Source organism: Alteromonas sp. H02, from assembly GCF_059682525.1.
Map to the genome: position 1 here is coordinate 4,743,071 of NZ_CM185021.1, position 13,614 is coordinate 4,756,684.

A 13,614-nucleotide genomic window follows, 5' to 3' on the forward strand; every position below is an offset into this window, starting at 1 on the left:
GAGACATAATTTGATTCGGTTACTTTTGCTATGTACCTGTCTTATCGCCCAATGTGCAGGGGCAGCCACCACATTACACCGGCTTATTTCAGACAACGCGGTGTTACAACGCAATAAGCCTGTTCTGTTAACCGGCACCACAGATTCAAAAGCACCGGTTCAAATCTTGTTTGACGGCGAACTGCTGGGTGAAACCAGCGCAAGCAACGGCAAATGGCGCTTTGAGTTACCAGCCCAACCCGCCGGCGGCCCCCATCAGCTTATTATCAAAAGCAACGACACCCTTACCGTTAATGACTTGCACTTTGGTGATGTGTGGCTAACCTCTGGGCAGTCAAACATGGAGCTGACCATGGCCCGTGTTGAAGAGGCCTATCCGCTCGATGTAGCCGAAGCAGATTTTCCGCTGATCCGCGAATTCGCGGTGCCCGATATCTACCGTTTCGATGGCCAGAACAGCGATTACAGTGACGGTCAGTGGCGCAGTGCCACGCAGCAAAACATTCGCCATCTGTCAGCCGTAGCTTACTACTTTGCCCGCCAGATCCACCTTGATCAGAATGTGCCCATAGGCATTGTTAATGCGTCGCTGGGTGGCTCGCCGATTGAGGCCTGGATGCACAAAGACATTCTTAGCCCCTATCCGGCTAAAATTGCCGCCGGTGAACGCTTTGCCGATCCGGCAGTAGACGAGCAAACCCGCAAAGAGGATAAAGCCCGCTCAGATGCCTGGTATGCAAAACTCCATCAGTCCGATAAAGGCTTACAGTCTAACCCCACCTGGTATGACCCGAGCCTCGACGACAGCGACTGGCAATCAATCACCCTGCCCGGCAATCTGCCAACTAACGGCGAAGGCTTTATTGGTGTTTGGTGGCTCAGAAAAACAATTCACCTGGACGAAGTTCCCGCGGAGCCTGTCACACTCCGATTAGGACGCATTGTTGACGCCGACACGGCGTATATCAACGGCCATGAAGTTGGCGGCACAGGTTATCAGTACCCTCCACGGCGCTACAATGTTACGCCGGACATGCTTAAAAAAGGCGAAAATGTTATCGCCATTCGCATTACCTCCGGCGGTGGTTCAACAGGATTTGTGCAGGACAAGGCTTACTTTTTAGGCACCGACAAGGCGCGTTATCCACTGGCAGGCGAATGGCATTACAAGATTGCCGCCGAAATGCCCCGCCTGAAAGGTTCGACGTTTATCCGCTGGCAACCCATGGGGCTCTACAATGCAATGATAGCGCCAGCGACCCACTTCCCGCTTACCGGGGCCCTGTGGTATCAGGGTGAGTCGAACAGCGGCGCGCCCAATGACTACGCCGACAAGCTAACCGCAATGATTAAGCACTGGCGTGGTCAGTGGCAACAGCCGGACATGCCTTTCATTATTGTTCAGCTAACCAATTTTATGGCTCGCCGGGCTCAGCCGGTTGAAAGCAACTGGGCAGTTCTGCGAGACCAGCAACGCCAGGTTGGAACGCTTGATAACACCGCTTCTGTGGTCACCCTGGATGTGGGAGAGTGGAACGACATCCATCCGGTCAATAAGGCTACTGCAGGAGAAAGGCTTGCACTGGCTGCCCGCAACATCGCCTACGGCCAGGACATTGCTTATCAGGGCCCGGTGCCGACTACAGCAGAGCGACAGGACGACAAAGTCATTGTGCACTTTAGCCATACCGGCGAGGGCCTGACTGAAGCATCCCCCTTAACGCAGAGCTTTGCTATTGCCGGCGCTGATAACCAGTACTACTGGGCTGACGTACGCATTAGCAACGACAAGGTGATTCTATCCAGCGCTAAGGTCAGTCAACCGGTTCACGTTCGTTATGGCTGGGCTGATAACCCCGAACCCGGTTTGTTCAGTAGTACCGGGCTTCCCGCAGCGGCTTTCAGTATGGCCGTCACCAGCGCAACCAATGCTGATTAATCTTTGTTTCAGGCCGGAGTAAATATGAGCACTAAACTACTATCATTTAGCAAGCTGGCGATGTCTTTATCACTGGTTTTCGCCATAGGAGCCTGTTCGGGCGTTAACAGCACAAGCAGCACTGCCAGCTCAGCAACCCCAGATAGCCAAGCGCAGCCCGTTGAATTCTATGCCAATCAGGTTGGCTTTTTGCCCCAGCAGCAAAAGCATATCGTGGTAAGAACTTCCCAGATGCTTGCTTATCGGGTAACCCATACTGCCAGCGGTAAGACCGTGCTGGAAGGCACCACCAGTTCACCGGACTACTGGCCACTGGCAGATCAAACCGTGGCTATAGCAGACGTGAGCAGTATTACTGCTCCCGGCCTTTACCGGCTGTCTCTTGGCGACAACGACTACACCACGTTCAGAATTTCTGTCCAACGTGTGAGCGCCCTGCATGATGCGGCGATTAAAGCGTACTATTACAATCGTGCCGGCATGGCGCTGGACCCGGCCTTTGCCGGTAAATGGCACCGCAAAGCCGGCCACCCGGACACCTATGTGCTTAACCTCAACCAGCCGCAGGTTAGCCTGGCAAGCCCCAAAGGCTGGTACGACGCTGGTGATTACAATAAATACATTGTTAATTCCGGCATATCGACCTACACCCTGATGCGGGCATACCTCGACTTCCCGGCTTTTTATGCGCAGCGACGCTGGAATATCCCGGAGTCCACCAACAACCAGCCCGATTTACTCGATGAAATCAACTGGAACCTGGACTGGATGCTAACCATGCAGGACAGCGACGGCGGCGTTTATCATAAGCTCACCACGTTAAACTTTGCCCCGGCGGTAATGCCGGCACAGGCCACAGAGCAGCGTTATGTGGTGGCCAAGGGCACTGCCGCGTCGCTCAATTTTGCAGCGGTGATGGCAACAGCCGCCAGAGTGTACCCGCAACGGCAAAGCAATTTTCTGGCTGCAGCGAAAAAAGCCTGGCAATGGGCATTAGAAAACCCGCAAATGGCCTATAAGAATGCACAAAACGTAAAAACCGGGGAATACGGCGACTCATCGTTTAGCGATGAATTTGCCTGGGCCGCCAGTGAGCTGTTTGTTACCACCGGCGAGCAGGACTATCTCAGTGAGGCAGAAAATTACCTGGGCTCCCCTGCCACCCCGGGCTGGTCTGATACTATGGGATTAGCCTATCTGTCATTACTCTCTGAGCAAGGGCAAAACGCTCTTCCCGCCGAGCGCTACCAGGCGTTAAAGACGCGCTTTCTGGACTACGCTGACGCACTGGTAAAAACCAGCCAGGCATCACCGTTCAGAACAGCCATGACCGCCAACGATTTTGTGTGGGGTAGTAACGGCGTTGCCATGAATCACGCAATGGTTTTAGCCAGCGCCTTCCGGCTTAGCAATAACGTCGACTACCGTCATGCCTTCACTGGCTTGGTGGACTATGTACTGGGTAAAAACCCGGTGGGCTACAGCTATGTCACCGGGTTTGGTGAAACATCGCCACGCTTTATCCACCATCGCCAATCCCACGCCGACGGTATAGCCGAACCCGTACCGGGCTTTTTAGTGGGCGGCGCTCAAAACGGCCAACAGGATAACTGCCAGTACAGTACCTCGTTGCCGGCCACTTCATACAAAGACAACTGGTGTAGCTACTCTACTAACGAAGTCACGATCAACTGGAATGCCCCATTGGTATATTCGCTGGCAGCAATGATCACCCTAACAAAATAAGTATGTAGGTGTGGGGTAACAAATGTAAACCATTTGTTGCCCCACACTCCCATCAGACTTGTAATATAACAATTCAAATAAGGCGAATTAATCTCATAAATTCAGACTATTAGCCATCATTCTTACAACTTTTTGTTAATTAAATGTTGCGGTATATGGTTTCTAGTTTGTGATATTTTAACATCCCATTGATAGTTATGCCGGCTTCAACGAGTATGCTCCCACCATAGTTGGCTTTCAAAATAGAGGTTACCAGCCGGTCAGCTTCAAAGCCAAGTAAATGGATAACAATAACTCCATACTATTCCAGCGGAGAAGTAAAAATGGCTAGGATTCGGGCACACAGAAATAACCGATACGCTACAACCTTTAATAAATCCCTCGTTGCACTAACGATCCTTTCTGCTTTGCATGGCGCAAACGCCCAGGAACAGGACGATCAGGAAAACACGGTATCCAGCGAAGAAGAAGTCGTAGAAAAAATTGAAGTTAAGGGGATCCGCGGCAATCTCCTAAATGCACAGAACCTTAAACGTTATTCCGATACGGTAGTGGATGCCATTACCGCCGATGACATCGGCACACTGCCCGACCGCAGTGTTCTTGAAGCCATTCAGCGGTTACCCGGAGTATCCATTGAACGCTTTGCAGGCCCCGACGACCCAGACCACTTTAGCGTTGAAGGCAGTGGCGCCATTATTCGTGGCATGACCCAGACACGAAGTGAATTTAACGGGCGTGACTCTTTTACGGCTAATAGTGGTCGGGGCCTTTCTTTTCAGGATGTATCGCCTGAGTTGATGGGCGGTGTGGATATTTACAAAAACCAGACCGCCGACATGATTGAAGGCGGCATCGGTGGTACCGTGAGTCTGCGCACCCGCAAACCCTTTGATTCAGAGGGCCGGGTTATTGCCTTTGGTGGCGATTACTCCTATGGCGATGTAGCCGAAAAAGGCAGCCCCACATTTTCCGGGCTCTACAGCGATCGCATCGATCTTGCTGAAAAGGCGAGATTGGCTTTCTGGTTAACTACGCTAATTCACAACTTTACGGTGAGTCACATGGTATTCAGTCTGATGCCTACGTGCAGACCTACGCACGCGATATAGCGGGGGCGGAAGCCTTTACCGGCGCCGACAACAACGGCACAGTGTGGATCCCTAACGCGTCGAACCTGCTTAAGAAATTTGACGACCGCAAACGGGAAGGCTTTGCCAGTACTCTTCAATGGGAAAATGAAGATGAAACCCTGTTGGCGACCATGCAGTACATTCGCTCTGATGCGTCACTGTCGTGGCATGAGCAGGCGGTTAAATATCAGGGCGGTTATTATAGCCTGGATAACCGCCGTACCCGGGCGCTGGAAGGCACCGAGTTTGAGTTCGATGACGATGGCCTGTTTGGCTCCGGCACCATGGTACAGGGCGCAGACGGCTGGCGCGCCGCTGATGGTAACAACGATCGGGTTATTCGCTCCTGGGAAAGCGGCGGTCGCCCACAGTTTGGCTACCCCTATCAATTTGATTCGCGTGTTAAGCAAACCGATACCCTGGTTGAGGATCTGTCTTTTAACCTTGAGTGGATGGCCACTGATGCGCTGGAATTGGAAGCCGATGTTCAATATATTAAGGCCAAAACCCGCGACGACGATGTGGTGTTACATACTGCGGCGTTTGCCGGTCAGGCCTATGACGTAACAGGCAGCACACCTACCATGACCCTGATCGAGCCCTACTTCGGTTACCGGGATGCAAACCCGGACGTTTATGCCGAAGGTAACTATCCGGGCTTCACCGGCGACCCGGCCGGCGATAGCAATTACTTCCAGGATCCCACGTCTTATTTCCTGCGTAGTGCCATGGATCACTGGGAACGTTCCGAGGGTGATTCTTTTGCGACCAGACTGGATGCTACGTATCACCTCGACAGTGACGGTATTTTCACTTCGGTACAATCAGGTGTACGCTATGCTAAACGTGAACAGACCGTACGCTCTACCAGCTACAACTGGGGTGCATTAGGTCCAGAGTTCAGCAGTGCCGCACCTGCCGGCTGGCTAGACACCATTCCGGTCGATGCAAGTAATTTTGAACTGGTCGACTGGTCTGATTTTCATGGGGGTGGCATCGCCGATATCCCGGGCAATCAAACTATTCATGCTACCGAAGCTTATGTGCGGTCGATTATCGCTGGCGCTCGTCCCTATATGACGGGCGGAGGCACATGGGAGCCCTACCCGGACCGTCCCGGTGTCGATGATAAGTACGGTATCTTTACCCCCGGCGAGGTCAATCTGACCACCGAGGAGAATAAAGCAATTTACCTGCGGGTAAACTTTGAAGGCACAGGCGATCTGCGCTATAGCGGTAACATTGGCTTGCGCTATGTACAACTCGACCGTCAGGCCGATGGTGCAGTGACCTTTCCGGATTTAGTGCCGGACTTCATGCCACCTGAGGCTTTACAGGGTGCTCCGCTAACCGCTGAAATTGTTACCAACTGGCTCAATGAACAGATTAATGCAGGCAATTATGCCGACCTTGAGGAAGCTCTCGAGGCCGAAGAAAACCGCTGGATTGGCGATCAACGCAACTACCTGTCTAATGCCGAGCGTAATTTTGGTAATGATGCTGAAGAACGCCTGTCTGCCGAAACCGACTTTGATATGCTGCTACCCAGCTTTAACCTGAAAATCGAAGTCGCCGATGATCTCATTACCCGCTTCGCGTTCTCAAAAGCCGTTGCGCTACCTGATATGTCGGATATCCGTAACCGTGCCACGCTGGGTACTGAGTCTATCCAGGCTATCCGTCCAATCAGTAATCCTGATCCGGAGAATCCACCAGAGCCAGGTGAGAATCTGATCCAGTCGGCCTATGTGCCAGCCTGGACCGGCTCTGGCGGTAACCCGTTCTTAAAACCGATGGAATCTACCCAGTACGATCTTGCACTGGAATGGTATTTTGCTGAGGTTGGTCAGTTGAGTGTGACCTATTTCCATAAAGACCTGAAAAACTACTTCATTCAGGGCGCAGCGGTGCAGGAGTACACCAACCCCACCACCGGTCAGGTGCAGTCGGCGCTTGTCAACTCCACCACCAATGGCGGTAAAGGCAAAATGGACGGCGTTGAAATTGCCTATCAACAATTCTACGACATGCTTCCGGCGCCATGGGATGGGCTGGGTGTGCAGGCTACCTACACTTATATCAATGCGTCCGGCGTGCCCAATAACGAAGTAGATGTAGAAGATGAAAGCTGGTTAGGCGATGATTTTACCGACACTGGTATTCGCGTAAATCTGGATAATGTGCCGCTACAAGGTCAGTCAAAACATACTGCCAATATTGTGGCCATGTATGAGAAGAATGGCTGGAGTGCACGACTGGCGTATAACTGGCGTTCACGTTACCTGCTTACTACCCGTGACGTCATCTCCAAGGCACCGCTGTTTTATAACGATATTGGTCAGTTAGACGGCTCCATATTCTACAACTGGAACGAGAATGTTACGGTGGGTATTCAAGGCACCAACCTGACCAATTCGCAGTCTGAAACCATTATGGTATTAAATAACGAAGGACAGGAAGCAGGCCGCTCGTGGTTTAAATCAGACCGCCGTCTGGCATTTGTAATTAGAGCAAACTTTTAATCACACGTGCACGGCGTAATGGATCAGGCCCTGGCTAAGGGCCTGATTTTTTTGTTTCAGGGGTAAACATGCAAACACAATTAAAAAAAATCATCATTCTGGGTGGCGGTTCCGCTGGCTGGATGACGGCTGCCGCACTAGGCAAAATTTTAAGTAAACACCCCTGTGACATTCAGGTCATTGAGTCAGAAGAAATTGGTACCGTGGGGGTTGGCGAAGCGACTATCCCGCAAATCCAGTTGTTCAACGACTTAATCGGGCTGGATGAAGATACCTTTTTAAAACGCACCCAGGGCACTTTTAAACTGGGGATCCAATTTCAGAACTGGCGCAAGCCAGGCCATAGCTACTACCACGCGTTTGGTGAGGTGGGCAAAAATATGGAAGGTGTGCACTTTTATCAGTACTGGCTCAAAATGCGCCAGCAAGGTAAAGCCGCGCCACTGGATGAATACACGCTATCGTCGTTGGCCTGCAACGAAAAGCGTTTTATGCGCCCCTTTGAAGCGGGCAACTCGCCGCTTTCAAACATCGCCTATGCGTTTCATTTCGATGCCGGCCTGTATGCTAAATTTCTGCGAGAGGTGGCCGAAAGCCATGGCGTGCAGCGTACGGAAGGTAAAGTCACTGAAGTCCGTCAGCACCCGGACGGCTCTATGCAGTCACTGATTCTGGAAAACGGTAACGAACATGATGCCGACTTCTTTATCGACTGCTCCGGCTTTCGCGCTCTGCTAATCGAGCAAACCCTGAAAACCGGTTATGAAGACTGGCGTCATTGGCTACCCTGCGATCGCGCCGTCACAGCGCCATCATCGCTCACCGAAACGCCCTGGCCATTTACCCGGGCTGCCGCTCAGCAAGCCGGTTGGCAGTGGCGTATTCCGTTGCAACACAGAGTAGGTAACGGCCACGTTTATTGCAGTGAATTTATGACCGACGAGGAAGCAGAAAACACCCTGCGATTAAACATCGAGGGCGACCTGCTGGCCGACCCGCGACAAATTCGATTTGTCACCGGTAAACGAAATAAGTTCTGGCACAAGAACTGTCTGGCAGTAGGCTTATCCGGCGGCTTTATGGAGCCACTGGAGTCCACCAGCCTGCATCTGGTGCAGGTAGCGATTTCCAAATTCTTTAGCTACTTTCCGTTTCAGCAACCGTGCCAGAGTGATATTGACCAGTACAACGCAGAGATGGACTTTGAATTTACCCGTATCCGCGATTTTCTGATCCTGCACTATCATGTTACCGAGCGAGAGGACACAGAGTTCTGGCGTTACTGTAAACATATGCCTATCCCCGACACCTTGCAGGAAAAAATCGACCACTTTAAGGCTAACGGCCGCATCAGCCGTTTTAATAACGAGTTGTTTAATGATCTGAGCTGGTTTGAGGTGATGTACGGCCAGGGCCTGCGCCCCGAGGGATATCACGCGCTGGCCGACATTTTTCCGGAGGAGGAACTGGCCCGGCGCCTGGAAGGGATCCAGCGAGTGGTGAGAAAATCCGTGGATTACATGCCCGGCCACGCCGAGTTTATTGCTAAAACCTGTGCCGCAAACCGTGACTAATATCAGGATGCTGCCGGTCCCCGGCAGTAATCATCAGGTGCTGGTGATCGACGACTTTATGCCTGCGCCAGACAAATTAATCGATTACGCGGTGGCCCCGCAACAGCCACCCAGTGAATCGCCGGTGTACCCGGGTCTGAGGGCGCCAGTACCGCCCGGCTATCTGAAATACGCCATAGCCACCATAAACCGGGCTTTTCAGCACGAAAAGTTCACTGCAAGGGTAAGTGATGGTGAAGCCTACTTTGCCATGGTAACCCGTGCAGCTGACGAGTTAACCCTTGAGCAATCTATCCCCCACTTTGACCGGCCGCTGCTCAATGAGTACGCTGTCGTTCATTACCTGTGTTCACCGGCGTTTGGCGGAACCAGCTTTTACCGTTACAAACCTACCGCACAGGTGGCAATCACCCGGCCTGGTCTTCAGGCTTATCAACAAAATTTGGCGCAACACCTGAAAACTTATCCCGCTGAACGCGGCTATATAAACGGTGATACGCCATTATTTGAACGGGTATTGCAGGTGTCCTGTGAGTTTAACCGGGCTGTGATTTACCCCTGTGCGCTGCTTCACTCTGGGGATATCGCGAAGCGGTTTATTGCGGATTTAAACCCGTACACCGCTCGCTTTACCGTTACCGCCTTTTTACGCTAGTTACTCCGGCGTAACCAGCTCAGCCACGGCGTGATAAGCCGCTTTGTGCTCGCCCTCGCGGTCCAGCAGCAGTGGGTAATCCGTGCGCCCGCGAATAGGCCAGTTATTGCGCCAGGAGTCACCGTCGGTAATGCCCCACAAGGTAACGCGGCTGATATGCCCGGCATGCTTAAGAAACAGAGCAAACAACGATTCATATTTGCCAGCCAGATCTTGTTGCTGCTTCTCGGGTAAGCCGTCAACATAAGGGTCATAAACCGGATGCGCGGTAAAACTCTGGGTAATATCCGCGCCGGTATGGGCATTTTCCGGTAGGGGTAATACGGTAACGTCCAGTTCGGTAATGGCTACATTTGTACCGGCGTTAATCAGCGCTGTAATGCTTTGCTCAACATCACTGATGGCCGGATAGAACAACGAATAGTGGCCCTGCATGCCCACGGCATGTACTTTAATGCCTTTGCTGGCCAATTGTTTAACCAGCCGGACGGCCCCCGCCACTTTTTGCGGCTTGTACAGGTTGTAATCGTTGTAGTACAGCTCGGCGGAGGGATCGGCCTGCCTGGCATATTTAAAGGCGTATTCAATGTAGTCGTCGCCGATGATGCGCCGCCAGGGTGTGTCCCGCAACGAGCCATCGTCATTGAGTGCTTCATTGACAACATCCCAACCTGCTACCTGCCCCTTGTACCGACCCACCAGCGTGTATATGTGCGCTTTCATGCGGGCGAGTAACACTTCCCGGCTCACTTCTTCGCCAGCATCGTCGGTAAACACCCAGTCGGGAGTTTGCTGATGCCAGACCAATGTGTGACCAATAACCTTGCCGTTACAGTGTTCAGCAATGCGAATTAACTGATCAGCCATGGCAAAGGAAAAAACGCCCGGCTCTGGTTGAATATGCTGCCATTTCATCGCATTTTCAGCAGTAAAAGCATTAAAATCGCGACATTCCGGCGTGTTTTTAGCTGGCAATGGTGACTTCAGTGTGCCCGACTTCACCGCCGTGCCAACCAAAAATTTTCCTTCATAAGCATTCGCCAGGCTATTGCCCGGATTGGCAGCGCAGCCAGTTAACAGACAGGGGACTAGTAACGCAGCGGTCAGACGACTCAACATCATCAGGCTCCTTTACTGCAACTCAATACGGGTGTGGGCAACTTTCTCCGGCTTACCAAAGCCTGGCTGACCATCTCCCATGTACACATCGAGTGTTCCGGTATAAGGGACTTTTTGCCCTCGATCGTTAATGTATACCAACTCGTCTGCACTCAGCGTGAGTGAAACCGTCTGCGTTTCACCTGCGCCAACCTCCGTACGGGTAAAGCCCTTAAGACTAAGTTTAGGTGTATTTACCGGTGCATCCGGCATACTCACATAAACCTGAGTCACCTGACTGGCAGCCTGCTCCCCCAGGTTATTAAGCGTTACCTGCAGCGTTAAATCTTCTCCAGAAACCAGCGATGCCGGGGCTTGTAAGTTGCTATATTGCATAGCGCTGTAACCAAGGCCATAACCGAAAGCATAGAGCACATCGCCTTCGAAGTAACGATAGGTACGGTTCGCCATGGCGTAATCATCGAGCGGCGCAAAGCCATCAAGATTCTTGTAGAAGGTAACCGGCAGGCGACCCGAAGGGTTCACTTCACCCCACAGAATTCGCGCCAAAGCAGTACCGGTGGCTTCCCCCGGATAGAATGCCTGAATGATCGCATCCACATTTTGCTGCTCCCAGTTGAGCGCCATGGCACTACCACTGAAGTTAACCAGTACCACCGGTTTACCCAGTTTTTCTACCGCTTTGATCAGTGCCTGTTGCTCTGCGGGTAAGGCAATGCTGGTGCGATCGCCATAGTTAAAGCCTTCCAGCTTAACCGGCATTTCTTCCCCCTCTATACGGGGAGAAATCCCCACCGCCATTACCACCACATCGGCTGCGGCCGCTTTTGCCAGGGCTTCTTCCTGCAGCGCTTTGCTCTCATTCACCCAGCGCAGTTGCCATTCTGCCCGCAGGCCGCCGGCGGTATTGCTAACCGGATTGGATACCACCTTATGACTGACCTTAAAGTCGTAGCTTTGCTTTGCTTTCAGCTCCACCGCACCATTTACCACCTCACCGTTAAGCGTTACTTCACCCGGCCCGTCGAATCGGTAACTGCCGGACTCCTGCGGCACAAGCTGGCCACGTGCCACCAAAGCAAAGTCATCCAGCCACTTACCGCTAACCGGCGAGCGCAGGGGACGCATTTGCAATTTATTCAGTACCTCAGAGTGCACTGCGCTACCGGTTTGCCTGGCTGGCACCCTTAATGAAGAGAAATCGGTGATAGCTTCACGTGCTACAGCATAGTATTCCACCTTCACGCCGGGGCTTAATTCACCTGATTCATCGTGGTGAAACAACACCGAATCATCGAGGATTTGCCAGTGGCCGTAAATGTCATCAATCAGGGCACTGCCTGGCGCATAAGGCACGGCTTCATTGCCCGTGTAATTTTTAATGCCCTGAAGCACGGTAACCGGATTAACCGGCAGACCATTGTAATTACCCAGCAGCACATCCTGATTGTCTGCGTTGGGCCCAATCACTGCCACCTTAACTCCCGGTTGAAGTGGTAGTACGCCATTGTTTTTGAGCATTACCAGGGAGCGTTCAGACGCTTTTTGCGTGAGGGCCAGATGCTCTTCATTCCCCACTACCTCCAGCGGAATATCAGCAAAGGGGACGCTACTATCGGGGTCGAACATGCCCAGTTTAAAGCGGGTCATCATCAGGCGGCCTACAGCCTGATCTATCAACGACTCCTCAATAAAACCCTTTTGTACGGCAAAGGTAAGGTTGGCATAACTGCTTAGGCGTCCGGTGCCACAATTCAGATCGGTACCACTTTTTACTGCCCAGGCTGCCGCAGCTGCTGGTGAGCGCGTTACATTGTGGGCTTTAGGATCGTAAAAATCGGCAATTGCACCACAGTCAGACATTACGTGACCATCAAACTGGTAACTACCGCGCAGGATTTCCTTTAACAACGGATCGGAGCCGCAGGCCGGGGCGCCGTTGACCCGGTTGTAGGCACACATAACCGCCTCAACATCGGCATCCACTACCGCCTTTTCAAAAGCCGGTAAGTAGGTTTCAAACAAGTCTTTATCCGATACCACATAGTCATCAGAATGGCGTGAGACTTCCGGCCCGTTGTGCACAGCAAAGTGCTTGGCGGTGGCAGCGGTTTTTAAATAGGTGTCATCATCACCCTGTAAACCACTGATGAACGCAACACCCAGCTCGCCGGTCAGGTAAGGATCCTCTCCATAAGTTTCCTGGCCTCGCCCCCAGCGCGGATCGCGGAAAATATTAATATTTGGCGACCAGTAAGTTAATCCGGTATAGCGATAACTCAACCCGCGTTCCTTGAAGGCATGGTGCTTAGCGCGGCCTTCGTCAGAGATGACCGTGGCAATCTCATTTAACAACTCCCGGTCCCACATTGCAGCCATGCCGATAGCCTGGGGAAACACCGTTGCCTCACCCGCCCTGGCTACACCATGCAGGGCCTCATTCCAATAGTCGTAGGCGGGTACATTCAGCCGCTCGATGGCCGGTGCATCGTTGTACATTTGAGCCACTTTTTCTGTCAACGACATTCTGCCCACCAAATCATCGACCCTTTGACTCATCGGCAACGACGTATCCTGATACGGCAGAACCTGCTCAGTTTGTAAGTCATTACTCTCGCTATTGATCACTGCGTTATTGCTTTCGTTACAAGCAGTGAGGGTAAGCGCCAGCGTCAGCCAGGTTGCCAGCCGACATTTGGCCAGCAGGTCGATATTGCTTTTTTTGTGGATGGGTAGTTTCATCAGATGCCTCAACAATTGAATTAAAGGCACCATACCTGAAGGTGTATCAGGCACAATCGAAGGACGGCAAAACGTAAACAAAAAGTTAAAAAACGCTAGACTTATCGTTGAATCTTACTTCATTCATGTTCCTTTGACTGGCAGGCACCGCGCGTTTCAGTCGTAACAATGAAAGCCCCCTTTG

General features: G+C 52.1%; 8 protein-coding genes. 6 read left to right on the forward strand and 2 right to left on the reverse strand.

The genetic code is table 11. The features are described from left to right. Positions 1–10: 10 nt before the first annotated feature. The 6 genes from AC566Q_RS21940 (at position 11) to AC566Q_RS21965 (ending at position 9,569) form a co-directional block, all read left to right on the forward strand. Positions 11–1,939 carry a sialate O-acetylesterase gene (locus AC566Q_RS21940; protein WP_499610913.1) on the forward strand — a complete coding sequence of 643 codons (1,929 nt, stop codon included), beginning with the start codon at positions 11–13 and terminating at the stop codon, positions 1,937–1,939. Between the two features lie 24 nt (positions 1,940–1,963). After that, positions 1,964–3,685, forward strand: a complete 1,722-nt coding sequence (locus AC566Q_RS21945) for a glycoside hydrolase family 9 protein (protein WP_499610916.1) — start codon at positions 1,964–1,966, stop codon at positions 3,683–3,685. A gap of 323 nt (positions 3,686–4,008) precedes the next feature. Next, positions 4,009–4,797 (forward strand): TonB-dependent receptor plug domain-containing protein, encoded by a 789-nt coding sequence (locus tag AC566Q_RS21950; protein WP_499610920.1) that lies wholly within the window; start codon positions 4,009–4,011, stop codon positions 4,795–4,797. Then, entirely contained in the window at positions 4,755–7,340 is a 2,586-nt protein-coding gene (locus tag AC566Q_RS21955; RefSeq protein ID WP_499617588.1) for a TonB-dependent receptor, read from the forward strand. The genes AC566Q_RS21950 and AC566Q_RS21955 overlap by 43 nt, the downstream gene beginning before the upstream one ends. Positions 7,341–7,408: 68 nt before the next feature. Further along, complete coding sequence (locus AC566Q_RS21960) at positions 7,409–8,914, forward strand: tryptophan halogenase family protein (protein ID WP_499610924.1); 1,506 nt, start codon at positions 7,409–7,411, stop codon at positions 8,912–8,914. After that, positions 8,907–9,569 (forward strand): DUF6445 family protein, encoded by a 663-nt coding sequence (locus AC566Q_RS21965; RefSeq protein ID WP_499610927.1) that lies wholly within the window; start codon positions 8,907–8,909, stop codon positions 9,567–9,569. Before AC566Q_RS21960 ends, AC566Q_RS21965 begins: the two co-directional genes overlap by 8 nt. Here the strand turns inward: AC566Q_RS21965 and AC566Q_RS21970 are convergent, their stop codons facing one another. After that, positions 9,570–10,691 carry an endo-1,4-beta-xylanase gene (locus AC566Q_RS21970; RefSeq protein ID WP_240621805.1) on the reverse strand — a complete coding sequence of 374 codons (1,122 nt, stop codon included), beginning with the start codon at positions 10,689–10,691 and terminating at the stop codon, positions 9,570–9,572. A 9-nt stretch (positions 10,692–10,700) separates the two neighbouring features. After that, positions 10,701–13,430 (reverse strand): glycoside hydrolase family 3 C-terminal domain-containing protein, encoded by a 2,730-nt coding sequence (locus AC566Q_RS21975; protein ID WP_499610930.1) that lies wholly within the window; start codon positions 13,428–13,430, stop codon positions 10,701–10,703. Positions 13,431–13,614: the final 184 nt, after the last annotated feature.

Coding starts and splice junctions, on each gene's coding strand:
- AC566Q_RS21945 (WP_499610916.1), top strand. CDS start 1,964: ATGAGCACTAAACTACTATCATTTAGCAAGCTGGCGATGTCTTTATCA.
- AC566Q_RS21950 (WP_499610920.1), top strand. CDS start 4,009: ATGGCTAGGATTCGGGCACACAGAAATAACCGATACGCTACAACCTTT.
- AC566Q_RS21960 (WP_499610924.1), top strand. CDS start 7,409: ATGCAAACACAATTAAAAAAAATCATCATTCTGGGTGGCGGTTCCGCT.
- AC566Q_RS21970 (WP_240621805.1), bottom strand. CDS start 10,691: ATGATGTTGAGTCGTCTGACCGCTGCGTTACTAGTCCCCTGTCTGTTA.
- AC566Q_RS21975 (WP_499610930.1), bottom strand. CDS start 13,430: ATGAAACTACCCATCCACAAAAAAAGCAATATCGACCTGCTGGCCAAA.